25 protein-coding genes are annotated in these 25,503 nt (G+C 61.8%); 10 read left to right on the plus strand and 15 right to left on the minus strand.

Annotated elements, in window-relative coordinates; translation table 11 throughout:
- Positions 1-7 precede the first annotated feature (7 nt).
- Together AAIE04_RS21830 and AAIE04_RS21835 are read left to right on the plus strand one after the other, a co-directional pair.
- Entirely contained in the window at positions 8-226 is a 219-nt protein-coding gene (locus AAIE04_RS21830; RefSeq protein ID WP_019455714.1) for a YgdI/YgdR family lipoprotein, read from the plus strand.
- A 206-nt stretch (positions 227-432) separates the two neighbouring features.
- Positions 433-1,473, plus strand: a complete 1,041-nt coding sequence (locus AAIE04_RS21835) for an NADP(H)-dependent aldo-keto reductase (protein WP_498577676.1) — start codon at positions 433-435, stop codon at positions 1,471-1,473.
- A 34-nt stretch (positions 1,474-1,507) separates the two neighbouring features.
- On the opposite strand, the gene lplT is transcribed toward AAIE04_RS21835, so the two are convergent.
- From lplT to AAIE04_RS21850, 3 genes are all read right to left on the minus strand, one after another.
- Positions 1,508-2,692 carry a lysophospholipid transporter LplT gene (gene lplT / locus AAIE04_RS21840; protein ID WP_498577677.1) on the minus strand — a complete coding sequence of 395 codons (1,185 nt, stop codon included), beginning with the start codon at positions 2,690-2,692 and terminating at the stop codon, positions 1,508-1,510.
- Positions 2,692-4,845 carry a bifunctional acyl-ACP--phospholipid O-acyltransferase/long-chain-fatty-acid--ACP ligase gene (gene aas / locus AAIE04_RS21845; RefSeq protein WP_498577678.1) on the minus strand — a complete coding sequence of 718 codons (2,154 nt, stop codon included), beginning with the start codon at positions 4,843-4,845 and terminating at the stop codon, positions 2,692-2,694. The genes lplT and aas overlap by 1 nt, the downstream gene beginning before the upstream one ends.
- Positions 4,846-5,195: 350 nt before the next feature.
- On the minus strand, positions 5,196-7,454 hold the full coding sequence (locus tag AAIE04_RS21850; RefSeq protein WP_498577679.1) for a molybdopterin guanine dinucleotide-containing S/N-oxide reductase: 2,259 nt from the start codon (positions 7,452-7,454) through the stop codon (positions 5,196-5,198).
- 220 nt (positions 7,455-7,674) lie between these two features.
- On the opposite strand from AAIE04_RS21850, the gene galR reads away from it, so the two are divergent.
- From galR to AAIE04_RS21865, 3 genes are all read left to right on the plus strand, one after another.
- Positions 7,675-8,694, plus strand: coding sequence for an HTH-type transcriptional regulator GalR (gene galR, locus AAIE04_RS21855; protein ID WP_498577680.1), 1,020 nt, complete (start codon positions 7,675-7,677; stop codon positions 8,692-8,694).
- Between the two features lie 158 nt (positions 8,695-8,852).
- The gene (locus AAIE04_RS21860; RefSeq protein ID WP_033652133.1) at positions 8,853-9,197 is read left to right on the plus strand and encodes a type II toxin-antitoxin system RelE/ParE family toxin; all 345 of its coding nucleotides are present in this window, start codon (positions 8,853-8,855) and stop codon (positions 9,195-9,197) included.
- 5 nt (positions 9,198-9,202) lie between these two features.
- Positions 9,203-9,505, plus strand: coding sequence for a helix-turn-helix domain-containing protein (locus AAIE04_RS21865; RefSeq protein WP_211130137.1), 303 nt, complete (start codon positions 9,203-9,205; stop codon positions 9,503-9,505).
- A 27-nt stretch (positions 9,506-9,532) separates the two neighbouring features.
- Here the strand turns inward: AAIE04_RS21865 and lysA are convergent, their stop codons facing one another.
- Positions 9,533-10,795 carry a diaminopimelate decarboxylase gene (lysA, locus tag AAIE04_RS21870; protein WP_154747469.1) on the minus strand — a complete coding sequence of 421 codons (1,263 nt, stop codon included), beginning with the start codon at positions 10,793-10,795 and terminating at the stop codon, positions 9,533-9,535.
- Between the two features lie 134 nt (positions 10,796-10,929).
- Between lysA and AAIE04_RS21875 the strand changes: the two genes are divergently transcribed.
- Entirely contained in the window at positions 10,930-11,853 is a 924-nt protein-coding gene (locus tag AAIE04_RS21875; RefSeq protein ID WP_019455705.1) for a LysR family transcriptional regulator, read from the plus strand.
- Here AAIE04_RS21875 and AAIE04_RS21880 read toward each other — a convergent pair.
- Both AAIE04_RS21880 and AAIE04_RS21885 read right to left on the minus strand, forming a co-directional pair.
- Positions 11,843-12,997, minus strand: a complete 1,155-nt coding sequence (locus AAIE04_RS21880) for an MFS transporter (protein ID WP_154747467.1) — start codon at positions 12,995-12,997, stop codon at positions 11,843-11,845. The genes AAIE04_RS21875 and AAIE04_RS21880 overlap by 11 nt on opposite strands.
- Positions 12,998-13,314: 317 nt before the next feature.
- Positions 13,315-14,223, minus strand: a complete 909-nt coding sequence (locus AAIE04_RS21885; RefSeq protein ID WP_019455703.1) for a LysR family transcriptional regulator — start codon at positions 14,221-14,223, stop codon at positions 13,315-13,317.
- 108 nt (positions 14,224-14,331) lie between these two features.
- Here AAIE04_RS21885 and AAIE04_RS21890 point away from each other — a divergent pair, with 108 nt between their 5' ends.
- Together AAIE04_RS21890 and AAIE04_RS21895 are read left to right on the plus strand one after the other, a co-directional pair.
- Positions 14,332-15,216 (plus strand): MBL fold metallo-hydrolase, encoded by an 885-nt coding sequence (locus AAIE04_RS21890; RefSeq protein WP_063917950.1) that lies wholly within the window; start codon positions 14,332-14,334, stop codon positions 15,214-15,216.
- 66 nt (positions 15,217-15,282) lie between these two features.
- Positions 15,283-15,930, plus strand: coding sequence for a DsbA family protein (locus tag AAIE04_RS21895; RefSeq protein WP_015378930.1), 648 nt, complete (start codon positions 15,283-15,285; stop codon positions 15,928-15,930).
- A 28-nt stretch (positions 15,931-15,958) separates the two neighbouring features.
- On the opposite strand, the gene AAIE04_RS21900 is transcribed toward AAIE04_RS21895, so the two are convergent.
- Positions 15,959-16,666: a hypothetical protein gene (locus AAIE04_RS21900; protein WP_019455701.1), complete on the minus strand. Its 708-nt coding sequence runs from the start codon at positions 16,664-16,666 to the stop codon at positions 15,959-15,961.
- A 206-nt stretch (positions 16,667-16,872) separates the two neighbouring features.
- On the opposite strand from AAIE04_RS21900, the gene AAIE04_RS21905 reads away from it, so the two are divergent.
- The gene (locus AAIE04_RS21905; protein ID WP_019455700.1) at positions 16,873-18,600 is read left to right on the plus strand and encodes an ABC transporter ATP-binding protein/permease; all 1,728 of its coding nucleotides are present in this window, start codon (positions 16,873-16,875) and stop codon (positions 18,598-18,600) included.
- A gap of 36 nt (positions 18,601-18,636) precedes the next feature.
- Here AAIE04_RS21905 and agaF read toward each other — a convergent pair whose 3' ends face one another.
- From agaF to agaR, 6 genes are read right to left on the minus strand one after another with little or no spacing between them, the layout of a single operon-like run.
- The gene (gene agaF, locus AAIE04_RS21910; protein ID WP_498577681.1) at positions 18,637-19,071 is read right to left on the minus strand and encodes a PTS galactosamine/N-acetylgalactosamine transporter subunit IIA; all 435 of its coding nucleotides are present in this window, start codon (positions 19,069-19,071) and stop codon (positions 18,637-18,639) included.
- A gap of 10 nt (positions 19,072-19,081) precedes the next feature.
- Positions 19,082-19,975, minus strand: a complete 894-nt coding sequence (locus AAIE04_RS21915) for a PTS system mannose/fructose/sorbose family transporter subunit IID (protein ID WP_015378934.1) — start codon at positions 19,973-19,975, stop codon at positions 19,082-19,084.
- Entirely contained in the window at positions 19,965-20,744 is a 780-nt protein-coding gene (agaW, locus tag AAIE04_RS21920) for a PTS N-acetylgalactosamine transporter subunit IIC (protein ID WP_049202167.1), read from the minus strand. Before agaW ends, AAIE04_RS21915 begins: the two co-directional genes overlap by 11 nt.
- A 14-nt stretch (positions 20,745-20,758) precedes the next feature.
- On the minus strand, positions 20,759-21,235 hold the full coding sequence (agaV, locus tag AAIE04_RS21925) for a PTS N-acetylgalactosamine transporter subunit IIB (RefSeq protein ID WP_019455696.1): 477 nt from the start codon (positions 21,233-21,235) through the stop codon (positions 20,759-20,761).
- Position 21,236: 1 nt separating this feature from the next.
- Positions 21,237-22,520 (minus strand): D-tagatose-bisphosphate aldolase, class II, non-catalytic subunit, encoded by a 1,284-nt coding sequence (locus tag AAIE04_RS21930; RefSeq protein WP_019455695.1) that lies wholly within the window; start codon positions 22,518-22,520, stop codon positions 21,237-21,239.
- Between the two features lie 23 nt (positions 22,521-22,543).
- Complete coding sequence (agaR, locus tag AAIE04_RS21935) at positions 22,544-23,317, minus strand: transcriptional repressor AgaR (protein WP_004931804.1); 774 nt, start codon at positions 23,315-23,317, stop codon at positions 22,544-22,546.
- 503 nt (positions 23,318-23,820) lie between these two features.
- Between agaR and AAIE04_RS21940 the strand changes: the two genes are divergently transcribed.
- Positions 23,821-25,041: a CynX/NimT family MFS transporter gene (locus tag AAIE04_RS21940; RefSeq protein WP_019455693.1), complete on the plus strand. Its 1,221-nt coding sequence runs from the start codon at positions 23,821-23,823 to the stop codon at positions 25,039-25,041.
- Here AAIE04_RS21940 and AAIE04_RS21945 read toward each other — a convergent pair.
- Entirely contained in the window at positions 25,038-25,199 is a 162-nt protein-coding gene (locus tag AAIE04_RS21945) for a YciX family protein (RefSeq protein ID WP_162832803.1), read from the minus strand. The two genes, AAIE04_RS21940 and AAIE04_RS21945, sit on opposite strands and share 4 nt — an antisense overlap.
- Before the next feature lie 20 nt (positions 25,200-25,219).
- A complete protein-coding gene (locus AAIE04_RS21950) occupies positions 25,220-25,336 on the minus strand; it encodes a YmiA family putative membrane protein (protein WP_071532867.1) in 117 nt (38 codons plus the stop codon).
- Between the last annotated feature and the right edge of the window lie 167 nt (positions 25,337-25,503).

The raw sequence follows: 25,503 nt of genomic DNA on the forward strand, positions 1-25,503 counted from the left end.
CCGCAGGATGAAAAAGTGGGTAATGGCAGTGTCTGCGCTGGTCATGGCCGCCGGTTTGGCGGGATGTTCCAGCGACTACGTAATGGCGACCAAGGATGGCAACATGATCCTGACGCAGGGCAAACCGGAGATCGACAAAGACACCGGCCTCATCAGCTATAAAGATGAAAAAGGCAATCACCGCCAGATCAACGGCGATCAGGTTTCTCAGGTTATCGAACGCTAATTACCGCTCGCCGGCTATCGCCCATTCAAGCGCGGTAGCCCTCATTCGTGTCCGCACGGAATCCGCTTCCCCCATCTTCACCGCTTGGTTATAGTCAGGAAAGGCGACATCGCCGCCCGACGGACTTCGCGCCGTCTTCTGACATTGGGCTCCTGTTTTACCGGGCCGCGCGGCCCGTCAGCGCTAACAAGAAAGGAAGGCCGTTAATGCAATACCACCGTATTCCCCACAGTTCTTTAGAAGTGAGCGTGCTGGGACTGGGCACCATGACCTTTGGCGAACAGAACAGCGAAGCCGACGCCCATGCGCAACTGGACTATGCATTGGCCGCAGGCGTGAACCTGATAGACACCGCCGAACTGTACCCGGTGCCGCCCCGCCCGGAAACCCAGGGCCTGACCGAGAGCTATATCGGCAGCTGGATCAAGGCGCGCAGCAACCGCGAAAAAATCGTCCTGGCCAGCAAAGTCTCGGGCCCGGTGCGCGGCACCGACAGCAGCATCCGTCCGCAGCAGGCGCTGGATCGCAAAAACATCCGCGCCGCGCTCGACGCCAGCCTCAAGCGGCTGAATACCGACTATCTCGATCTCTACCAATTGCACTGGCCGCAGCGCGCCACCAACTGCTTTGGCAAACTCAATTATCAATACACTGATGACAAAGCCACGGTCACGCTGCTGGAAACGCTGGAGGCGCTGACCGAACAGGTGCGCGCCGGCAAAATTCGCTATATCGGGGTTTCCAACGAAACGCCCTGGGGCGTGATGCGCTACCTGCAGCTGGCGGAGAAGCACGAGCTGCCGCGCATCGTGTCGATTCAAAACCCGTACAGCCTGCTGAACCGCAGCTTTGAGATTGGCCTGGCCGAGATCAGCCAGCACGAAGGGGTGGAGCTGCTGGCCTATTCCAGCCTGGCGTTCGGCACCCTGAGCGGTAAATACCTCAACGGCGCAAAACCGGCCGGTGCGCGTAATACGCTGTTCACCCGCTTCAACCGTTATTCAGGGCAGCAAACCCAGCTGGCGATCGCCGAATACGTGGCGCTGGCCAAAAAACATGGGTTGGATCCTTCGCAGATGGCCTTGGCCTTCGTGCGCCAACAGCCGTTCGTCGCCAGCACCCTGCTGGGCGCCACCTCGGTGGAGCAGTTGAAAATCAACCTCGGCAGCCTCGATGTGGTATTGGATGAGGACGTGCTGCAGGCGCTTGAAGAGATCCATACCCGGTTTACCATTCCGGCGCCTTAATACAGCGAGGGCGCAGCCTGCGCTGCGCCCCGTTTCACCGCCGCTGCGACCACCACAGTGCGCTAATCGCCAGCGCAAACACCACGCCAAATCCGACGCCGACGCCCACCACCGGCACGCCCAGCTTCACCACCAGCGAGTACAGCGCCAGCATCAGCAACATGGCGGCGTTTTCACCCAGGTTTTGCACCGCGATCGCATTGCCGGCGCCGACCGAATGCTTGCCCCGCTCCTGCAGCAGCGCATTGAGCGGCACCACGAAGAAGCCCCCCAGCATGCCGATGATCGCCAACAAGACATAGGCATTGAGCATGGTGGTTTGCAGCGCGAATACCGCGACCGCGACGCCGATCAGGATCCCGGCCGGCATGCAGCGTTTCACCGTCTTCAGCGTGACGAAACGCGCGGCGGCGCCGGCGCCCACCACAATGCCGACGGCCACCATGGCGTTCAGCAGCGTCGGCGTGGCGTTATCGGCAATGCCGAGTGCCACCGGCACCCACAGCACCAGCAGAAAACGCAGCGTCACGCCGGCCCCCCAAAACAGGCTGGTGCCGATCAGGGAGAAACGCGTCTGCCCATCGCGCCATAGCGTAACGCAGGCGGTAAAGAAGCTGTTCGTCATGGCCCGCGGGCGCCAGGAGGCTCCCGGGCGCGCCGCCGCCAGACGCGGAATATACAGGTTGGCGACCACCGCTCCCGCGTAAACCAAGGCGCAGGCCGCCAGCGCCGCCACCACATGCCAATCCGCCAGCATGCCGCCGGCCACCGAACCGGTCAGAATGGCGGCAATGGTCGAGGCTTCCATCAGGCCGTTAGCCTTGACCAGCTTCTCGCCGCTGGTGATCTCGCCCAGAATGCCATATTTGGCCGGTGAATATGCGGCAGCGCCTACCCCGACCAGGCTGTAGCCGAGGAACGGGTTGAACCCAAAGCAGATCACCAACGCCCCCGCCAGTTTCAGGGCGTTGGCGAACATCATCACCCGCCCTTTGGCGAAGCTGTCGGCCACCTGACCGACAAACGGCGCAAGAATGATGTAGGTGGCGACAAAGGCCATCTGCAGGATCGGCTGGCTCCAGTCCGGATAAAGCTGCTGTTTGATCAACGCCAGCGTGGCGAACAGCAACGCATTGTCGCCGAACGCCGAGAGGAACTGCGCGCTGATCACCGCGATCATGCCGCGTGACAACAAAGGGGACTCGGTCGAAGGATTCATCAGGCACTCTCCGGCTGTTCGGCCATATGACGCAGGGTGACGAAATCGGGTTTGCCGCTGCCCAGCACCGGCAACGTTTTCAACAGGCGGATATCGCGTGGCACCGCCAGCTCCGGGCTGCCCAGTTCACGCGCCACCCGCAGCAACGCCTCGCGGGTGATGGCGGGATCGGTGGTGAACAGCACCAAGGCCTCGCCTTTGCTGCTGTCGCTTTTGACCGTGGCGGCATGCAATTTTTCCGGCGACAACCGCTGCGCCAGCAGTTCGACGCTCTCCAGCGACACCATCTCGCCCGCCAGCTTGGCGAAGCGCTTCACGCGCCCGCGAATGGTGCAGTAGCCCTGCTCATCCAGGCTGACGATATCGCCGGTGTCGTACCAGCCCGACTGTAGCACGCCGTTGGCATCTTCCGCCGCCGGCGGTTCCAGTTCGCCGGGACGCTCAACCCGCAGATAGCCTTTCATGATATTCGGCCCCTTCAGCTGCAGGCGGCCGCCGTTGTCGATCCCCGGCACCGCGATCAGACGCGCCTCCATCTGCGGCATGATGCGGCCGACGGTGCCTACCTTGGTCGCCAGCGGCACGTTGATCGACACCACCGGCGCGCACTCGGTCACGCCATAGCCTTCCAGGATGCGAATGCCGTATTTATCCTGATAGATCTGTTTGGTGCTGTCCGCCAGTTTCTCTGCACCGGCCACCACGTAGCGCAGGCGGGCAAAATCATACGGATGGGCGAAGCGCGCATAGTTGTTGAGGAAGGTCGCCGTACCGAACAACACCGTGCAGTTGCGGTCATATACCAGCTCCGGCACCACGCGGTAATGCAGCGGGCTGGGGTAGAGAAAAATGCGGCTGCCGGTGAGAAGCGGCGTCAGCAGCCCCACCGTCAGGCCAAACGAATGGAATAACGGCAGCGAGGACATGAAGCGGTCGCGCGGCGTGAAATCGGCAATGGTGCGGATTTGTTCTACGTTGGCCAGCAGGCTGGCATGCGAATGCACCACGCCCTTGGGGTGGCCTTCAGAACCTGAAGTGAACAGGATCAGCGCCGCATCCTCCGGGCGTTGCGGCAACACCGCGCGCTGCGGCTGCAGCAAATGCCGCAGGATCCACAGCTTGTCCGCCAGCGTGACGGTGTCTTTCAGATCTTCCAGATACACCCAGTTGGCCTGCGTCACCTGCTCCGGCAGGTGGGTCAGCTTGCCCTTTTCCAGAAACTGACGCGAGGTGACGATGGTCTTGATGCCGGCGGCGAGCATCGCGCTGTTCAGGCCGTTGGCGCCGGCGGTGTAGTTGAGCATCGCCGGAATACGGTTGCGCAGCGAAGCGCCGAAGATCGCCGCCGCGGTGATGGTGGCATTCGGCAACAGCAGCCCGACGTGCTCCCCTTCGGCGGTAAAGCGCTGCAGAATGCGGCTGACGCCCAGCGATTTCTTGATCAGCGTCTGGTAACTGTCTTCTTTGAAAGCGATGTCTTCGATGCAGGGCTTGCGGCGCCCGTAGCGGTGCTGCGCCGCCAGCAAGGCATGGAACAGAGTCTGCGGTTCACGCGTATCCATCCGCGCCCGCATCATGATCTGCATCAGCCGATCACCCGCCAGCGCACGGCGTTCGCGCGCACGCGGCGCCTCCGGCATCGGCAGCGTGGTCGGCGGCAAGATGCGGATGCTGATTCGCGGGAACCAGCGGATCTTGAACACCCCGGCCATGCGGCCGAACGGGCTGAATTCGGGGCCGTCGATCCGCACCGGTACCACGGTGGCACCCGATTTGGCGGCGATAAACGCCGCCCCATCGTAGATTTTCATCAGTGCACCGGTCACGGTGATGCGCCCTTCAGGGAACACCACGATCGGCCGCCCCTGCTCGACCATGCGCACCAGCTGCTTGATGGCCATCGGCTTGGTGGGGTCGAGCGAGACAAAATCGATGTAAGGCCGCAGCCAGCGCATAAACCAGCTCTCGCCGATGCTGGCGTAAACCGCAAACACCGGTTTAATCGGCAGGAACAGCGCCAACAGCACGCCGTCAAGAAAAGAGACGTGGTTCGGCGTAATCAGCAGTTTTTGCCGTTCGAAGTGCTGGACGTCCCCTTCGACCCGTACCCGAAACAACAGGCGAAACAGCGCGCGCAGCAGTGAAAATATCATGCCCTTCTCCCTTGGCCATGGAGGCGTAAATCGTTGTAGGGAAAAGAATACTATATGGCGGGCAAAAAAAAACCTACGCATCCGCGTAGGTTGGTGCAATTGAAAATGGCTTCAGCATGCAAGGCACGCTGATTTCTCACCAATCAATACCTCTGGGATCACCTACTCTAGAGAGATGCCGTGCAGGAAACTACCGCCGAATCGCAAGAGTTCTGCTCCAAATGCAACCAGCTGTAAATTTCCCGCGACCGGCTGTAATAACTCAATGAAACTTAAACCTTCACGGCGACCAAAAGATAAATAATCGCCGCAGAGCCCCCTCTCCAGGTACGCGATCGGATACGCCTCGCTCAGCGAGCGCTAACCTCCACCAGACAGCTCATGGCATTCGGCCCCTGCGTCAGCGGCGAGGTGCCGATATCCAGCGTCAGCACGTTCGGGTTGCCCGCCTGTTCAATCGGTTGACGCTGCGCGCCAACGCCCGGATCGAACCAGGCGCCGGTCGCCATCAGCACCACCCCGCGCGTTACGCCGTCGGTCAGCGATACTCCCGCCAGGCAACCGCCGCGCGCGTTGCTGACCAGCACTTCGGCGCCGTCCAGCACACCGCGCGGCGCGGCGTCGTCCGGATGCATATACAGGGTTTCGCGCCCGGCGGTTTTGTTCCCCTGCGCCAGCGGCGCCGGATCCATCTGGCTGTGCAAACGATCGCTCGGTTGGATAGAGATCAGATGCAGCGGCCAGTTTTTGGCCTGCGGCGCCCCCAACCACTCCACCGGCGGTTGCCACTGTGGATGCGGGGCGAAATCCTGATAGCGATAACCGGCGATCCGCTCGCTGAACAGTTCAATCTTGCCGCTGGGCGTTTGCAACGGATTGGCCTGCGGATCGGCGCGGAACGCGTCGAAAAACACAAACTCTTTGGCGGGCGCGGGCAGTTCGACATAGCCCTGCCGCCAAAACGCCTCAAACTCCGGCCAGGCGACGCCGGCGCGCTGCTGCGCTACGCCGCATTGCCGGTAGATCTCTTCGATCCAGGCCCGTTCGTCGCGGTTCTCGGTGAAGCGTTCGCGATAGCCGAGACGCTCCGCCAGATCGGCGAAGATATCGAAATCGTTGCGCGCCTGGTGCTGTGGCGCAATGGCCTGATGCATCGCCAGCACGTAGCGATCGCGCGACGAGCCGCCGATATCGTTACGCTCCAGCGAACTGGTGACCGGCAACACGATATCCGCCATCTTGGCCGCCGCCGTCCACCAGATATCCTGGACGATCACCGTGTCCGGCTTCTGCCAGCCCTCCACCAGCCGATTCAACTGCTGATGATGATGGAATGGGTTGCCGCCGCCCCAGTGCACCAAATAGATATCCGGGTAGTGCCGCGTCTCGCCGCAAAATTGATAGGCTTCGCCGGGGTGCAGCAGCATGTCGCAGATGCGCGCCACCGGGATCGCCAACCCGGCCGGGTTGTCCCCGACCGGCATGGTCGGCGCGGGCGTGTCCACGCGCGGGTTGCCGACGCCGTTCATCGAACCGTGGCCGAACGAGAAACCGCCGCCCGGCAACCCCACCTGCCCCAGCATCGCCGACAGTGCGATCATCATCCAATAGGGTTGCTCGCCGCGGTGCGCGCGCTGCACCGAGTAAGAACAGGTGATGAAACTGCGCACGCCGATCAGCTGCCGCGCCAACAGCGCGATGCGGGCTGCCGGAATGCCGGTGATAGCGCTGGCCCAGACGGGGGTTTTCGCCACGCCGTCGCCGGCGCCGTTCAGGTAATCCGCCAGCTGCTGATAACCCACGCAGTGGCTGTGCAGGAAGGCTTCGTCCTGAGCGCCCAGCCGTTGAATTTCGTAAGCCAGCGCCAACATCAGCGCCACGTCGGTATTCGGCCGGATCGGGATCCATTCCGCATTGACGAACTCGGGGCAATCGTCGCGCATCGGGCTGATGTTGATCACCGGCGTGCCCTTGCGCGCGAGCTTTTGCAGCCAGGGCTTGAGCGCATGCTCCGCCGCGCCGCCGGAAGAGACCTGGGCGTTTTTCAGCGCCAGCCCGCCGAACGCCACAAACAGTTCGCAGTGTTCCACCACGCTCGGCCAGCTGGTGACCCGGCCGGTGAGCGGCGAGAAAGTGCCGATCACATACGGCAGGAAGAACTGCGCCGCGCCCCAGCTGTAGTTGCCTTGCTGATCGACGCCGCCGCCGCCGCTGAAGTAGAACCGCCGCACCAGCGAACGCGCATGGTGCAGCCGCCCGGCCGATGACCAACCGTATGAGCCGGTAAACAGCCCGGAAGCGCCGTAACGGTCGCGCACCCGACGGTTTTCCTCCGCCACCAGATCGAGCGCCAAATCCCAGTCCACCTCGATGAAATCTTCTCTGCCGCGCAGCGTGCGATCGCTGCCCTCGCGCTTTTGCAGCCACGAACGGCGCACCGCCGGCTTGCGGATGCGCTTGTCGGAATAAACCATCGGCGCGATGGAATCGAGCAGCGGCGAAGGGTCAGGATCGTCGACGAAGGGTTCACAACGGATAAGCCGGCCGTCTTCAACCACGGCGGTATAGGCGCCCCAATGGGCGAGCTGCGGATAGCGTTTAATGGACATGGCGTTCTCGGCGCAAATCGGAATCCACAGACGTTACCTCAGCCTGTCGCCAGCGCCAACGTACAAATTGCGCTATCGTTCGGCAGGTGGTGGTTATGCGCGCAGCCGCGAAGAGATTCTGCAACGGCCGCCACAAGTTGCGCACGACACCGCTTGCAGCCCCGGTTTTTTTCCGCAAGACTGGGGGATGTAAGCGATTACCCAGGATGTGTTGACTGATATGGCTACGATAAAGGATGTTGCCAGGCTGGCGGGTGTTTCCGTGGCCACGGTATCCCGTGTGATAAACCATTCCCCCAAGGCCAGCGAAGGATCGCGCACCGCGGTGCTGGCCGCCATGGAACAGCTGCAGTATCACCCCAACGCCAACGCGCGGGCGCTGGCTCAGCAATCCACCGAGACGCTGGGCCTGATCGTCTCCGACGTTTCCGATCCCTTCTTCGGCGCGATGGTCAAAGCGGTCGAACAGGTGGCCTACGCCACCCGCAATTTTCTGCTGATTGGCAACGGTTACCACGACGCCGAAAAAGAGCGCCAGGCGATAGAACAGCTGGTGCGGCACCGCTGCGAAGCCCTGGTGGTGCACGCCAAAAGGCTGAGCGATCGGGAGCTTTGCGACTGGATGCAACAAATCCCCGGCATGGTGCTGATCAACCGCACGCTGCCGGGTTTTGAAGCGCGCTGCGTGGCGCTCGACGATCGCTACGGCGCCTGGTTGGCGACCCGCCATCTGATCCAGCAAGGGCATCAGCGCATTGCCATCATCTGCTCCACCCACCAGATTTCCGACGCCACCGATCGCCTGCAAGGCTATCTCGACGCGCTGCAAGAGCATGGCATTGCGGTGGATGAAAAGCTGATCGCCTACGGCGAGCCGGACGAGATCGGCGGCGAACAGGCGATGACCGAGCTGCTCGGCCGCGGCCGCTCGTTCTCCGCCATCACCTGCTACAACGATCCGATGGCCGCCGGCGCGCTGTCAGTACTGAGCGATAACAGCGTCGACGTGCCGGGGCAAATTTCGCTGATCGGTTTCGATGACGTGCTGATTTCGCGCTATCTGCGGCCCCGCCTGACCACCATTCGCTACCCGATCGTGGCGATGGCCACCCAGGCGGCTGAGCTGGCGCTGGCGCTGGCCAATCGGCAGCCGCTGCCGGAAGTCACCAACATGTTCAGCCCGACGCTGGTGCGCCGCCACTCGGTCGCCATCCTCAACAACGCGCACGAACAGCCGTAATGACATCGCTGCATGGGTGAGCCGTCACCCATGCGTTCATATTGCGCAGCCCTCCTCATTTCCCGACTGTTGATTTTTTCCGCTCCCTGCGTTCGTGCATATTGCTCGAATAATAACCTTTACACTATATAGCATAAACGCTATATTCGGAGCGAATCATGTGGCAAGTGGTGACCGTCGAACGGTTCGACGACTGGTTTTTAGCGCTGAACAACGCCCAGCAAACCAGCATCCTGGCGGCAATCTTCAAATTACAGACGTTCGGTCCGCAGTTGGCGCGGCCGCACGCCGATACGCTGCATTTTTCCGACGCGGCCCGGCAGTTGAAGGAGCTGCGCGTTCAACATCGCGGGCGCCCTTTCAGAGTGTTTTTCGCTTTTGACCCACAGCGGCAAGCGGTGCTGTTGTGCGGTGGCGATAAAACCGGCGACAAGCGCTTTTACCAGCGCATGTTGCCCATCGCCGCCATGGAGTTTTCACATTATCTGGCCACCCGGAGGTAGTGCAGATGGCTAAACCTTTATCCCAATTGATCGACAAGCTCGATCCCGCCGTCGTTGGCGCAGCCAGGCAAAAAGCGGACAAGGAAATTTTCGAGCTGCGGCTGGCGATGCTGCGGGAAGAGCTGGCGGTCTCTCAGGTTGAATTGGCGAAGCGGCTCGGCATCAGCCAACCCTCCGTCGCCAATTTGGAAAAGCGCGGCAGCGAAATAAAACTGTCGTCACTCAAACGCTATATCGAAGCGATGGGCGGCACGCTGTCGCTGGACGTGCAATTGCCCAATGGCCAGCACCGCCGCATGACGCTGTGAAGCGGGCGCCAGGCGCCCGCCCGCTTATCAGATGAGTTCCAGCGCGATCAGCTCTTCGATGGTTTGGCGGCGGCGGATCAAACGCGGTTCGCCGTTTTCGAACAGCACTTCAGGCAATAGCGGACGGCTGTTGTAGTTGGAAGACATCGACGCGCCGTAGGCGCCGGTATCGTGGAACACCAAGTAATCGCCGATCTGCACCGGCGGCAGCTCGCGGGTTTCCACGCCGCCGCCCGCCTGCTGGGTGAACACGTCGCCGGATTCGCACAGCGGCCCGGCGATCACCGTTTCGCGCAGCGGCTGCCCCGACGTGTCGCGGCCATCGGCCGGCAACAGCGAAATATGGTGGTAGCTGCCGTACATCGCCGGCCGCATCAGATCGTTAAAGCCGGCGTCCACCAGCACGAAGTGGCGGCTGCCCATGTCTTTCACCGCCCGCACTTCGGCCACCAGCACGCCCGCCTCCGCCATCAGGAAGCGCCCGGGTTCAATCTCCAGCTGCACCGGGTGCCCCAAATGCGCGGCGATGCGCTCACGCGCCCGGTTCCACAAACCGAAATAGTGCTCGGTATCGATCGCTTCTTCGCCGTACTGATAGGGGATAGACAGGCCGCCGCCGGCAGAAATGGCGCTGATGTCATGGCCGAGATCGATCACCTGCTGCACCATCGCGTCGCAAACTCGCTCCAGATGCTGGTAATCGACGCCGGAACCGATATGCATATGCACGCCGACAAGCTTCAGGCCATAGCGGCGGATCTTCTCCACCGCCTGCGGCAGATCGGCATACCAGATGCCGTGCTTGCTGTTCTCGCCACCGGTGTTGGTTTTCTGGCTGTGGCCGTGGCCAAATCCCGGATTAATGCGCAGCCACACCGGGTGCCCCGCAGAAACCTGACCGAGTTGATCCAGCATGTCGATGGAACCGGCGTTGACCGGGATCTTCAATTCGCTGACGCGCGCCAGCGTGGCGTGATCCAGCACGTCTGCGGTAAAGACGATCTCGCTCGGTTCGCCGCCCGGCTGAAAACCGGCCTGCAGCGCCCGCTCGATTTCACCCAGCGATACCGAATCCACCTTCACGCCCTGCTCGCGCATCAAGCGCAAAATATGAATGTTCGAACAGGCCTTCTGCGCGAAGCGGATGGTGTCGAAGTGGCGCAGCTGAGCGATGCGCTGGCTGATGATGTCGGCATCATAGGCCCAGACCGGGCAACCGAAACGCTGCGGCAAGGCCAGCAGGTTAGCGGCGTTCAACGCGGTGGAGGTGTCGTGCAACGGGCGTGGCATGGCGATATTCCCAATTCGAAAGTAACGGCGGATAAAGCCATAGTGCCGCACGCTGAATCGACTGGAAAATATCTATTTAGCCGTAGTCTATTCATTTATGATATGGCTTTCTTCCCCAGCCGAGCAGCCTCGCCATGCACAACATCTCTTTGCGACAGATCGAAATCTTTCGGGCGGTGATGACCACCGGCAACCTGACCGAAGCGGCGGCCCTGCTGCAAACCTCGCAGCCGACCGTCAGCCGCGAGCTGGCGCGCTTTGAGAAGCTGATCCGGCTGCAGCTGTTCGACCGGGTGCGGGGGCGTTTGTCCCCTACCGTGCAGGGGCTGCGGCTGTTCGAAGAAGTGCAACGCTCCTATTACGGCCTCGATCGCATCGTCAACGCCGCCGCCGGCATTCGCCAGTTTCAGCAGGCGCAGCTGTCGATCCTGTGCCTGCCGGTATTTTCTCAATCGCTGCTGCCGGCGGTGTGTCGGCCCTTTATCGAACGTTATCCGGAAGTCAGCTTCAGCGTGATCCCGCAGGAGTCACCGCTGTTGGAGGAGTGGCTGTCGGCCCAGCGCCACGACCTTGGGCTGACGGAAACCGCCCTGACGCCGGCGGGTACCGAGCGAATGACGCTGATGACGTTGAACGAAGTCTGCGTGCTGCCGGCGGGTCACCCTTTATCGGCGAAAGACCAGCTGACGCCGCAGGATTTCGCCGGGCAAAACTTTATCAGCCTGTCGAGCACCGACAGCTATCGTCACTTGCTGGATGCGCTGTTCGCCGAACAGGGCGTCGAACGGCGCATGGTGATGGAGACCCACAGCGCAGCATCGGTGTGCGCCATGGTGAGGGCCGGCGTGGGCGTATCGATCGTCAACCCGTTGACGGCGCTCGACTATGCCGGCAGCGGGGTGCACGTGCGGCCGTTCAGCATCGAGGTACCGTTCACCGTCAGCCTGATCCGGCCGCTGCATCGCCCTTCTTCTGCGCTGGTCACGGCCTTTATCGACCATCTGCATCAGCAGGCGGCCGGTTTCCCCGCTCGGCTCGACGCGGCGATCAGGCGCTAGCCGGGCGCTTGGCGCGTTTAAAGGTCACCAGGCACAGCAGCAGCCCCAGCAGCGCTATCGCCGCCGCCGCCAGAGGAACGCGGGTCAACCCCAGCCCCTGCGCAATCACCGCTCCGCCTACCCAGGCGCCGAGTGCATTGCCGACGTTAAACGCCGCAATATTCAGTGTGGAAACCAGATTCGGCGCTTTCTTGCCGTAAGTCACCACGTTGATCTGCAGCGCCGGCACCGCGGCGAAAGCGGCGGCGGCCCACAGGAACAGAGTCATTTCCGCCGGCACCAGCGCATGGCTGGTCCAGTGGAACAAGGCGGCGAACAGCGCAATAGCCAGGAAAGTGCAGCTGAGCGTCAGCGCCAACCGCCAGTCAGCCAAGCGACCGCCAACGATATTGCCCACCGTCAGGCCTACGCCCATCAGCAGCAGCGTCCAGCTTACGCCGCTCGCCGAGACACCGGTCACTTCGGTCAGCAACGGCGCGATATAGGTGAACAGCGCAAACATTGAGGCGGCGAACGCCACCGTCATCAACAGCGACAGCCAAATGCCGCCGCCGCGCAACGCCGCCAGCTCTTTTTTCAGATCGGTCGGCGCCTCATCTTTTAACGCAGGCAGCTTGGCATACAGCGCCAACAACGACAGCACGCCGATCAGCGCCACCGCCCAGAAGGTGGAACGCCAGCCCAACGCCTGCCCCAAGGCGGTGCCGAGCGGCACGCCCAGCACGTTGGCCAGCGTCAGGCCGGTGAACATCAAGGCCACCGCCGAAGCCCGTCGGTTGGGCGCCACCAGATTGGCGGCCACCACGGCGCCGATGCCGAAAAACGCGCCGTGACACAGTGCGGTGATGATGCGCGCCAGCATCAAGAAGTTATAGCTGTATCCCAACGCGCACATCACATTGCCGATGATGAAGATCACCATCAGCAGCAGCAGCGTATTCTTGCGCGGCAGTTTGGCGGTCAACAGCGCCATGATCGGCGCGCCAATCGCCACGCCCAACGCATAGCCGCTGATCAGCCAGCCGGCCGACGGGATCGACACCTGCAGATCCCCAGCCACGTCGGGCAGCAGCCCCATGATGACGAATTCGGTGGTGCCGATGGCAAATGCACTTAATGCCAGTGCGAGCAAAGAAACAGGCATGGGTAACGCTCCCGGTCAACACAGCCCGGCGTCAGGCGCTCAGGGCTATTCAATAAACAAGCATAATCCCGGGCCACCCGCAGGGCGGCCCGAACAAGCGGGGTCAGATGAGATGTTCCAAGCGGAGGGATAATACTTAACCCTATAATTAATAAGTTTTATTCTCGCTTTTCGCCCCACAGAAATAGCACGCGGCGCAGAGCGAAGACCAGCAGAGACAGGCGGACAGCGCACAAATCATTCAGCGCTGGGCGCTAAGCGCTTGAATGCGCTGACGATGAAAAATGTGTGCAAATGTTACCACATTGTTAATTTCATCAGCGAAGCGTCGCCTGCCACTGCGGATCGCTGGCGAACCACTCCACCAGAAAGTCCAGCATGGTGCGCAGGGTAGCGGGCATTTGTCGACGTGAAGTGTAGATGCCGTAGATGCCCATCGACTGCGGCCGATAGCCCGGCAACAGTTCCACCAGCTCGCCGCTGGCCAGCAGCGGCGCCGCCGAATAATAGGGCTGCATGGAAATGCCTGCGCCCTGCACCGTGCCGGCCATCAACACCACCGACTCATTGGCGCTCAGGTTACCGCTGACCGCCACCGCCGATTTCACCCCCTGCGCGTCGAAATGCCACAGGCTTTTGCCGAAATAGGAGTAGGTCAGACAGTTGTGCAACGCCAGATCCTGCGGCTGACGCGGCGTGCCGTGCGCCGCCAGATAAGCCGGCGCGGCGCACACCACCGACGCGCAGCTGGACAGCGGCCGGGCGATCAGATTGGGATCCAGCTCATTGGTGATGCGCAGCGCCAGATCGATGCGTTCCTCCACCAGATTCACCGCCCGGTTGTTCATCTGCAGATCGACCGCCACCTGCGGGTGACGCTTCAGATATTGAGCGACGGCCCCCACCAGCGCCGTTTGCCCCAGCGACTGCGAACAGGTGATGCGCAGCAGGCCACGCAGCTCATCGCTCTGCCCTTCCTCCACCAGATCGATCTCCCCCGCCAACGCCAACATTTGCCGACATCGCTCAAGAGTGCGCTCACCGGCGTCGGTCAGACTAAGCTTACGGGTAGTGCGATGCAGTAAACGCGCTCCGGCCCATTGCTCCATTTGCGCCAGATAGCGCGTCACCATCGCACGTGACATCTCCAGCGTTTCCGCGGCGGCGATCATGCTGCCGCGATCGACGATGGTGACAAAAACCTCAGCGGCGGTAATGCGATCCATTATTAGTCCGATTTATGCAACGAATAATTGCTTATTATCCGGTTTTTCTATCGCTTTATGCAACCTAACATCATTACAACATTAACCGATACCTAAGGACCTCTGCCCATGTTTAAGAAATCACTGTTAACTCTGGCCTTCACCGGCGTTGCCACCCTGAGCGCTTACGCCACCGCTGCCGACACCCTGACCATGGAAGTGTATAACCCGGGCGAGAAAAGCGTGTTCCCGGTGTCTTCCGAGATCGTCAGCGGCAAACATGAAGTGGCGCTGATCGACGCTCAGTTCCAGCGCAACGATGCCGAAGAGCTGGTGAAAAAGATCAAGGCGACCGGCAAAAAACTGACCACCGTCTACATCAGCCATTCGGATCCGGATTTCTACTTCGGTCTGGACGTGATTAAGGCCGCCTTCCCGGAGGCGAAAATCATCGCTTCGCCGGGCACCATCAAGGACATCAACGCCACCAAAGACGGCAAAGTCGCCTACTGGGGCCCAATCCTGAAAGACAACGCGCCTAAAACCGTGATCGTGCCGCAGCCGCTGCAGGGCGACAGCTTCACCATCGACGGCCAAAAAGTGGAAGTGAAAGGTCTGAACGGCCCGACTCCCGATCGCACCTTCGTCTGGATCCCGGCGCTGAAAGCGGTAGTGGGCGGTGTCGCGGTCGCCGGGGACAATATCCATCCGTGGATCGCCGACAACCAGAGCGTGGAATCGCGCCAGCACTGGCAGCAGACGCTGAAAAACATCGAAGCGCTGAAGCCGCAGGTCGTCGTGCCGGGCCACTTCCTGCCGGGTGCAGCGCAGACGCTGGCATCGGTGCATTTCACTCAGAAATACCTGACCACGCTGGAAGCCGAGCTGCCTAAGGCCAAGGATTCCACCGCGCTGATTGAAGCGATGAAAAAGCACTACCCGACGCTGAAAGACGAATCGAGTCTGGAACTGAGCGCGAAAGTGCTGAAAGGCGAGATGAAGTGGCCGCAATAAGCGCCCGAGCGTGATTGAACCAGTCCTGGCGCGGCGGCGAACCGCCGCGCCAGGCGAGGAGCTAAGATGACCGAAACCACTTTGCATTACATTTTCGATCCGCTGTGCGGTTGGTGCTACGGCGCCGCGCCGCTGGTGAAAGCGGCTCAGAGCCTCCCAGGGCTCAAGGTCGTGCCGCACGCCGGCGGCATGATGACCGGCAACAACCGCCGTCAGATTACCGACGAATGGCGCAACTACGTCATTCCGCACGACAAACGCATCGCCGAAATGACGGGCCAGCCGTTCGGTGAAGCCTATTTCAACGGTCTGCTGCGCGACACCACGGCGGTGATGGATTCCGAGCCGCCGATCACCGCTATCCTGGCGGCGGAAAAGCTGGCGGGGCGCGGGTTAGACATGTTGCACCGCATTCAGCAGGCGCACTATCAGGAAGGCCGTCGCATCGCCGACACGCCGGTGCTGGAAGCGTTGGCGAAAGAGCTGGGATTGCCTTCGGCGGCGTTTATCGCCGAAATGCGCTTCAACAGCGGCGCGCCGACCGCGCAACATATCGCGGAAAGCCGGGCGCTGCTGGCCAAAGTGCAAGGCCAGGGCTTCCCGACCTTTGCACTGCAGGATAGTGATGGCCGCCTGCATCTGCTGCCGGCCGGCAATTATCTGGGCAATGTGGAAGCCTGGAAGAATCTGCTGGGCGCCGCCGCACTGGCGTAACCCTGCTCGCCCCGGTCGTCGGGGCGGGTCATTCTACCCGCACGAACCGCCCTTCCGCCCGCACGTTGTGACCGAACCCGCAATCGCCCCGCGTGTGCATTTCCAACGCTTGCTCGCCGAACTCCATCGTCACGTCGCAGACCTGCGCGCTGTCCGACTCGTGCTGGTGGTAGACGGCCTTGCCGTGTGCGATCGGCAGCTCCGCGGAAAAGTCCCCCATGTTCGGCCCGTAATACAGCCCCATCTGCGGCATCGCGTAGCCGGAAAAATCGATCAGCCAGCGCTCGCCCTGCGGCTTAACCACCACTTCACTCCACACGCCGCGCCCGGCGTATTGCCAATACACGCCGCCCGGCCCCTGCGGCTGCGGCCGCTGCGCCAGACGTTGACGCAACAGGCTCAGGTTGTGCTGCGATTTATCGTCGTGCGGCGCCAGCGCCAGATAGGCCTGCGCCTTGAGCAATTCGCCGGCGTGCATCAGCGACAGCGCCACGTTGTTGTAAGCCGTGGCAACCGCCTGCTCGCTCAGGCCGCAAAATTCGCTCCAGGCCGCCTGATCGCGAAAGATGTCGGCGGCTTTGGCGTAATCCTGCCGCTGATAGGCCTTTTTTCCCAGTTCGGCGTAGCTCGCCACCTTTTGGCAGTCGGCAGCAATGTCCGGCTCGTCAATGTGCGCCCAGGCCCGGACGCTGGCGAAGACGCCGCAGGTCAGCAACAGGGGAAACCAAGCCTTCATCGTTTATCCTTTCTGCAAAAATTCGGCGCCAGTATAACCGCCCGGCGCCGGAGTGTATGCCGCAATTGCGATCGCCTGCATGGCCGCCGGCGATTCAACCGTATTATTTCAAACGGTTAGCGGAGTCAAAACTGCTTACAGTCACGGTTTGTTTGTTACCGGCCCGCGGCCCATGCTGAACAAAATGCCGCAATTAATGAGCCGCTATGAACGCAACCCCCTTGCAGAAACACGCCGTTTGGCAGCTGATCAAACCCTTTTGGGTGTCAGAGGAGCGATGGCGCGCCTGGATGATGCTGATCGCCATCGTCGTCCTGTCGCTTGGCCTGGTCTATATCAGCGTGCAGATCAACCAGTGGAACCAGGTGTTCTACGATGCGCTGCAGAACAAGAACTACCCAGTGTTCAAGGCACAGCTGTGGCGCTTTACCTATCTGGCGCTGATCTTCATCGTGCTGGCGGTCTATAAAATCTACCTGACCCAGGGGCTGCAGATGCGCTGGCGGCGCTGGATGACGGAAAAGTTCATGGATAAATGGCTGGCGCATCAGGCGTATTACCACACCGAGCAGCAGCAGATCGTCGATAACCCCGATCAGCGTATCGCCGAAGATCTCAACGTGTTGACCCAATATACCCTGTCGCTGTCGCTCGGGCTGCTCTCCAGCCTGGTGACGCTGTTTTCCTTTATCGACATTTTATGGCACGTCAGCGGGCCGATGACCTTCGCACTCGGCCAGCACGCCATCACCTTGCCCGGTTATATGGTGTGGTTCGCGCTGCTGTATGCGGTGTTGGGATCGCTGTTGATCTGGTGGGTCGGTAAACCGCTGGTCATGCTGGGCTTCAACCAGGAACGGTACGAGGCGAACTTCCGTTTCGGCCTGATCCGCATCCGTGAAAACAATGACGCCATCGCGCTGTACCACGGCGAACCGCGCGAGGCACAGCAGTTGGGCGACCGTTTCGATACCATTCGCAGCAACTGGTGGGCGATCATGCGCATCACCCGGCGGCTGAACATCGCCACCAACTTCTACGGCCAGTTCGCCATCGTGTTTCCGCTGCTGGTGGCGGCGCCACGCTACTTCTCCGGCGCCATCCAGATGGGCGGCCTGATGCAGATCGCCTCGGCCTTCGGCCAGGTGCAGGGGGCGCTGTCGTGGTTTATCGACGCTTTCAACGATTTGGCGACCTGGAAAGCCTGCGTCAACCGTCTGGCGGGCTTCAACGCCGCCGTCGATCAGGTGCATCATCAGCCGCGCGGCATTCAGCTGCGGGAAGAGGCCGTCCATCCGTTAACGCTGGACAATCTCAGCCTGAACTTGCCCGACGGCCAGCCGCTGCTGACCGGCGCCGAGATGACGCTGCAACGCGGCGATCGCCTGCTGATCGTCGGCCCTTCCGGCTGCGGCAAGTCGACGCTGCTGCGAGCCATCGCCGGCATCTGGCCTTACGGCGCGGGTGCCATCGGGCTGGCGGCCAACGCCAACACGCTGTTCCTGCCACAGCGCAGCTACATTCCGATCGGCACGCTGCGTGAAGCGTTGAGCTATCCGAGCCTGGCGACAGAATACAGCGACGCGCAGCTGATGCGGGTGCTGGAAAACTGCCGCCTGAAACACCTGCAGCGCTGGCTGGACACCTCCGCCAACTGGAGCCATCGCCTGTCGCCGGGCGAGCAACAGCGGCTGGCCTTCGCCCGCGCCCTGCTGATACGCCCTAGCCTCCTGTTCCTTGACGAAGCCACCAGCGCGCTGGACGATGAAACCGAGCAATTGATGTACTGCCTGCTGGTGGATGAACTGCCGGACGTGACGCTGATCAGCGTGGCGCACCGCAACAGCGTGGCGAAATATCACCAGACCTGCTGGCGCTTCAGCCGCGGCGAAGACCAACCGGCGCGCCTGGCGCTGAGCCCGTTGCCGGCATAACTCACGAAGCCGGGCGCGAGCGCGCCCGGTTTTCGTTCAGATGCCGTCGGCCTGCACGTTTTCGCATTTCACCCGGCGGCGCTCATGCCACAGGCTGGTCAGGCCGCGTTTACCGCACGCCAGCGCCACCTCGCGAAACTCATCCAGGCTCAACCCGTCGCGCTCCAGCATCATTTCCGCCGCCAGCTGCATATTCACGCCGGTCAGCACTTCACAATCCCCCTGCGCATCCGCCAGCTCGCAGGCGCTGCGAAACGGCGAGCCGCCGAGCATGTCGGTGAGAAACACCACGCCGTCCGGCTGCGCCACTGCGACCAGCGCCGAACGCAAAGCCTCCCTGAGCTGCGCGGTGCTCATCTGTTCGGGGAAATCGACCGCCGCGCAGTACGGCTGTGGCCCCACCACCTGTTCCACCGCCTGCAACAGTCCGCTGGCGAAGCCGCCGTGGCCGGTAATCACAATGCCTGGCATATTCCGCTCCTCACAAAATGCCGATAAATTTGCCCGCTACGCCGATGACTACGGTGACGCCAATCAGCTTCACCGGCGAGAATCCGCGCTTCATCAGGAAGAAAATGAGCAGCGTGAAACACAGCGGCAGTAAGTTGGGCATCAGCTTGTCCAGCACGTCGGTCTGCAGCGCCACGCTGGCCTTGCCGGCATGCATCACCAGCGGCGTGGACAGATGCACATACGAGGCCACCAGCGCGCCGATCACCGTCATGCCGACAATGGAGGCGGCGTGCGAAATGCGCCGGGTGTGGGTCTTCAGCAGCGCCAGCGCGCTGGTGCCGGCCTGGTAGCCGTAGTGCGCCAGCCCGAAACGCAGGCCGAAGTGGAACAGGTTGAACAGCAGCAGGAAGACGATCGGCCCGAACAGGCTGCCCTCCAGCGCCAACGAAGCGCCTATCCCGGCGCAGATCGGCAGCAGCGTCAACCAAAACAGCGCGTCGCCGATGCCGCCAAGCGGCCCCATCAGCGCCACTTTCACCGCGCGGATGGTGGAGATCTTCTCCTTGTTCTGCTCCATCGCCAGCACCAGGCCGGACAGGAAGGTGACGTCGAACGGGTGCACATTGATAAACTCCATGTGCATCTTCATCGAATTGGCCAAATCCTGCGGGTTGCGGTGGATCTTGCGCAGCCCGGGGATCAGCTGATACAGCCAGCCGCCGGCCTGCATGCGCTCGTAGTTGAACGATGCCTGCAGCAGCAGCGAACGCCAAGCCATACGGTTGATGTCGCCGCGCGTCAGCGCTTCGGCGGGCTGGCTGTCCAGGTAATCGTCCTGCTCCACCTGGCTGGTGGCCAGCGCCTGCGCCATACGCTGCTCGGCCTTTTGCGCCAGCAGATCGTCGGAATCGTTAAATGCCATCTTCGGCGTCCTCCTGCGGAGCGGGCCGAGCCGTCGTCTCTGCCGCGCCGCGTTGCGTGTTGAAGAAGTCGATCAGAGCGATCGCCAGGGCGCCCAGCGCCACCGCCAGAATCGGCAGTTTGAGAAACGTGACCGAGATGAAACCGAGAATGAAATAGGCCACGTAGGTTTTTTTCATCATCACCTTCATCAGCAGCGAGAAACCGATTGCCGGCATCATGCCGCCCGCCACCGCCAGTCCGTCCAGCAGCCAGCCCGGCGCCTTCTGCACCATGGCGCTGGCCGCATCGGCGCCGAAGTAAATCGGCAGGAACGCCACCACGAAATAGAAGATGAACAGAATGCTGATACCGAGGTAGTTCACCCGTTCGATGCCGCGCCAGTTCAGCTCTTTCACCATGCGATCGCAGCGGTGCATCATCGGTGAGAACAGCGTAAACAGCAGCGTGATGCAGCCCTGCACCGCTATCGAGAACGGCACCGCCACGCCGATCGCCACTTTAGGATCGGCCTTGGTCAGAATGGCGAACGCGGTGCCGATCACCCCGCCGATCACCACGTTCGGCGGTTGGGCGCCCGCCAGCGGCACCATCCCCATCCACACCAGCTCCAGCGTGCCGCCCACCAGCAAGCCGGTGTAGACGTCGCCCAAAATCAGCCCCACCAGCGGCCCCATCACCACCGGCCGGTGGAAGTGGGTCAGGCCGTCGAACAGGTCAACCCCCGCCAACCCGGCCAACAGCGCAATCAATAACGCATCCGTCAACATGCTTCCCCCCAGGCTCAAAAGAGCAGTTTGCCGATCGCCTCGCCCGCCTCATCCGGCACCCGGCGCACTTCGCACTCCACGCCCAGCGCCGCCAGCGCGCGGAACGCGGCCACGTCGCCGTCGTCCAGCGACACCGTTTTGTGCACCTGCCGCTTCCCCTCGGCGAAATGCATATTGCCGACGTTGACGAAACGGATCGGCACCCCGCCGCGCACCAGCGTCAACACGTCCTGCGGCGTTTTGCATACCAGAAAGATCTTCTGTCGATCCGCCGCCTTGTGGATCACGTCGATGGTTTTCTGCAGCGTGAAATAACGGGTCTGCACCCCTTCCGCCACCACCATGTCCATCAGGTTCTGCTGCACCGGATCGGCGGCGGCCTCGTCGTTGGCCACCACCACCAGGTTGGCGCCGAGGGTGTTGGTCCAGGTCACGCCTACCTGGCCGTGCACCAGGCGATTGTCGATGCGGGTCATTAAAATGTTCGGCATATCAGCGGCCCTCCGGATAACAGGCGGCGTGGTAATCGTCGAGCACCTGCGTCACTTTATGCAGCACCCACTCCTGCGGATCGGCGCTCAATTCGCCGGCGTTCAGCGCCCGCGCCTGATCCGGCAGATACTGGCTGAGCAGCGCCAGCGGCGCCGGGCTGCGGCGCAGGTTGTCCAGCAAGCCGTCGACCGCCTGCTGCACCTGCGGCTGCGGCCAGTAGTAACGCACCCGATCGCTCAGGCTGTAGTGGCGATCGAGGTACTGCTGGTGCGGCGTACCGTGGTAATAGCGGCTCCACTGTTGCGGCTGCTCGCGCATCACCTGTTCCAGCGTGGCGCACAGCTGCGCCGACTGGCGTTCCCCCAGCCATTCGCGTTCGATGCGATCGAGGGCGAACAGCGCTTCGCGCAGCGCAAAGGTCAGCGCCGGCCCCACCTTCAGGATGGCGAAATGATCGCGCACCAGCTGGCGATAGGCCTGCGGCGGTTGGTAGTCCGTGGAGTGCGCTTCATAGATCATGCCCGGCTGCCGTTCGATGAAATGGCTCAGTGCATCGGCGCGTTGCGGCTGGTAACGTTCGACGCTGTGGTGATCGAACTCGACGCCCGGCTGCACCACCAGCGCGATGGTTCGCTGCCAGGCATCGTTCAGCTCGGCCTTTTGCCAGGCGATACGGTGTGTTTCCAGGGTTTGCGCCACCGCCTGCGGCGTGGTGACCTGCAGGCCCGCCAGCGCTTCCTGCGCGCCGCCCGGCACCGGCACTTCGGTGCCTATCACATAGACCGGCGCTTCGCCGCCGCTCTGCGCCCAGGCGCGTTCCGCCACCGCGCACAAACGCGCTGCCCGCTCGGCGACAGCGGCATCCCCCAGAGGCGAGGGATCATCGGCGCACGACATGGAACAATCGAGATGAATTTTGCGAAATCCCGCGCGGACGTAATCGTCGATCAACGTTTCCGCCAGCGTCATCGCTTCCTGAGCCGGGCGATCTTGCCAGGCGTTGGGCCCCAGATGGTCGCCGCCCAGCCACACGCGCTCGCGCGCCAGGCCAACCTCATCCGCCAGCCGCCACAGCGCATCGCGAAACTGGGTCGCCGTTTGGCCGGTATAGCCGCCGAACTGATTGACCTGGTTGGACGTCGCTTCCACCAACACCGGCGTGCCACGGGCTTTGGCCTGCCGCAACGCGGCCTTCAGAACCCAGGGATGGGCGGAACAGACGGAAAAGATCCCGACCGGCATACCGGCCTTGTGCTGCTCGACAAGCTGTAACAACTGCTGCATGAAGCCCCCATGCAGGCGCCCTGCTACCGATCGGCGATGATGACCTCCACGCCCAGCTCGGTTAACGCCCGCTCGTAATCGTCCGGAAGACGGCTGTCGGTGATCAGCCGATGGATTTGTCCGGCTTCGCGAATCATGCAAAAGCTCTTGCGACCAAATTTGCTGGCATCCGCCACCGCGATAATCTCGCGTGCCACCTCGCACATTACGCGATTGAGGTGCGCCTCACCGGGGTGAGGCGTGGTGATGCCGGCGCTCAGATCGAACCCGTCGACGCCCAAAAACAGCTTGTCGAATCGGTACTGACGCAATTGCTGCTCGGCAGCCGGACCGTAGAGCGAGTAAGAGTTGCGGCGCACGCTGCCCCCCAGCACCATGACCTCCACCCCGTCGTTTCCCGAAAGCTCGTAGGCAATGTTCAGCGCATTGGTCATCACCACCAGATCGCGCCGCCCCTTCAGGAACGGCACGATCTGCGCGGTGGTGGAACCGGAATCGAGGATCAGCGCATCGCCGTCGCGCACATAGCCGGCCGCCGCGTTGGCGATCAGCGTTTTGACGTCGCGATTCAACCGCCCTTTGTCCCGCAACGGCCGATCGAAAGCGAATTGCTGATTGAGCATCGCGCCGCCGTAAGCGCGCAGCGCACACCCTTTTCGTTCCAGAAAGCGCAGATCGTTGCGGATCGTCACCGTGGATACCGCAAACTGTTTGCTGAGCTGCTCCACGCGCACGCTGCCGTGCTCGCATAACAGATCGATGATGTGTTCACGTCGCTTTGCGGTATTCACTGGCATGAGCTGCGGTCCTCAGGTTTCCGGCATCGCCGGGGAGAAGATGGCTTTCGCTCTACTGCGCTGGCATTACAGCAAAGCGAAAGCAATGAAATTGTGATCGGGCTTACAGCCCCGTTTTAGCAAAAAAATCGCCAAAAAACCTTTCGAATCGAAACAGATCGAAAAGTCAGGAAGCGGAATGGAGGCAAAGTGAAATGCCATGACAAGCGCGCACGCCGGAGAGCAGCCGCATGAGGGGAGAGAGAAGTGAAAGCGGCGCATGGCCCGCCCCGCGCCAGGACTTTTAGTTCACTCAGTGACCAGGATCACATAATGGCAATTATCCTGTCGCCGACGGGGATTAACCGCCCCTATCACGCCGGCCCCTCCCCTTGTCAGCGTGAAGCATCTTCCCTACACTTGCGATCGGATACCGCCAATTTGGCGGTACGTAAGCGTTAACGTCAATCAACGCATCACGCCATGCAGCGCTGATTGACTGCATGCCCTGGTGCGAGGAACCCATGCCGCAACCCGCTTCATCCCCATCATCCAGCTTAACCCCGCGCCGCCGTTTACATCGCCCGGTACTGCTGATCGTCGGCATCATGCTGATCGCGGCCAACCTGCGCGCCGCCCTGACCAGCGTGGGCCCGCTGCTGGAGCAGATCCAGCAACAGCTGGCGTTATCCGCCACCGCCGCCGGCCTGATCAACTCGCTGCCGCTAATCCTGTTCGCCGTTCTTTCGCCGCTGACCCCGGCGCTGGCGAAACGCATCGGCATCGAGCGCACCCTGGGCCTCGCCCTCGCGCTGCTGGTTTGCGGCATTGCGCTGCGTTCCCTGCCGCAAGACGCCATGCTGTGGCTCGGCAGCATCCTGATCGGCGCCGCCATCGCCCTCGCCAACGTAGTGCTGCCGACGCTGGTGAAAAGAGATTTCCCACATCGCGCCGCCGCCATGATCGCCGCCTATGCGGCGGTGATGTCGCTGGTCGCCGCCATCGCCTCCGGCCTGGCGGTGCCGCTGGCTTCGCTGGGCGATCTCGGCTGGCGGTTCTCTTTGCTGTGCTGGGGGTTGCCCGCGCTGCTGGCGCTGCTGGTGTGGCTGCCACAGCTGCGACGCCCCGCCACGCCCGCAGTCAAAGAGCCGCTGTCGACGGAGCCGCAACGCTATCGTTCTCCCTGGGGCAGTGCGCTGGGATGGCAGGTGGCGATGTTCATGGGGCTGCAATCTATTGCTTTTTACACCATTATCGGCTGGTTCAGCGCCTTTGCCGCCAGCCACGGCACCTCGGCTCAGCAGGCGGGCTTCGAGCTGTTCGTGTATCAGGTGGTGGCGATCGTCGCCAACTTTGTGATGGTGGTGATTTTGCCGCGGGCGCGCGATCAGCGAGCGATCGCGCTGGGCAGTTCTCTGCTGATCTTTATCGGCGTCGGGGGATTATTGGTGCAACCCGCCAGCTCGCTGGTGTGGTTGACGTTCGCCGGGTTGGGCGCGGGGAGTTCGCTGGTGCTGGCGCTGTCGTTCTTCGGATTGCGCAGTCAGCATCATCACCAGGCGACGCTGTTATCGGGTATGGCGCAATCCGTCGGTTATCTGCTGGCGGCCTTGGGCCCCACCCTGTTCGGCCTGCTGCATGACCTGACGGAAGGCTGGCGTTTGCCGCTGATCGTGTTGCTCTGTCTGACTCTCCTGCAAATGCTGTTCGGCGCATTGGCCGGCCGTAGCCGCCTGATCGGTTAGCGCCGCTGGGCGATAGGTCGCTCCGCCTCAGGGGCGTTATCCTGCCACAAATCTTCAATGAAGGCGCGCTGCTCATCGCTCAGCACCCATGAAGGCGGAATTTTGGACTGCGCGCGACGCCGAGCGCCCTCACGATTTTTAGCCTGCTTTTTGTTCACCAATCGTCTTCCTGCTCAGCTTACTTAATCAGTAGCCAGTAAATCACGGCAGCGGTTAGCAGCCAGAACAGCCCACAACCGATAAACACGCATAGCCATGCCTTACGTTTGATATTTGATCCATCCTTGCTCACCACAGCGCCCCTAACCAATAGATTAAACCATTCAAACGATGATTATTGATCTGTTTTAACGATCGATAAAGTAGTTTGTTCCTATGGATATTTAAAAAATCACTGCTACCCAAATACCTGCATTGCAGTATCAATGAGCACGGCACCGTGGATACCACTGTTATCGGCAG

This window comes from Serratia sp. Ae19-1 (genome assembly GCF_059801225.1).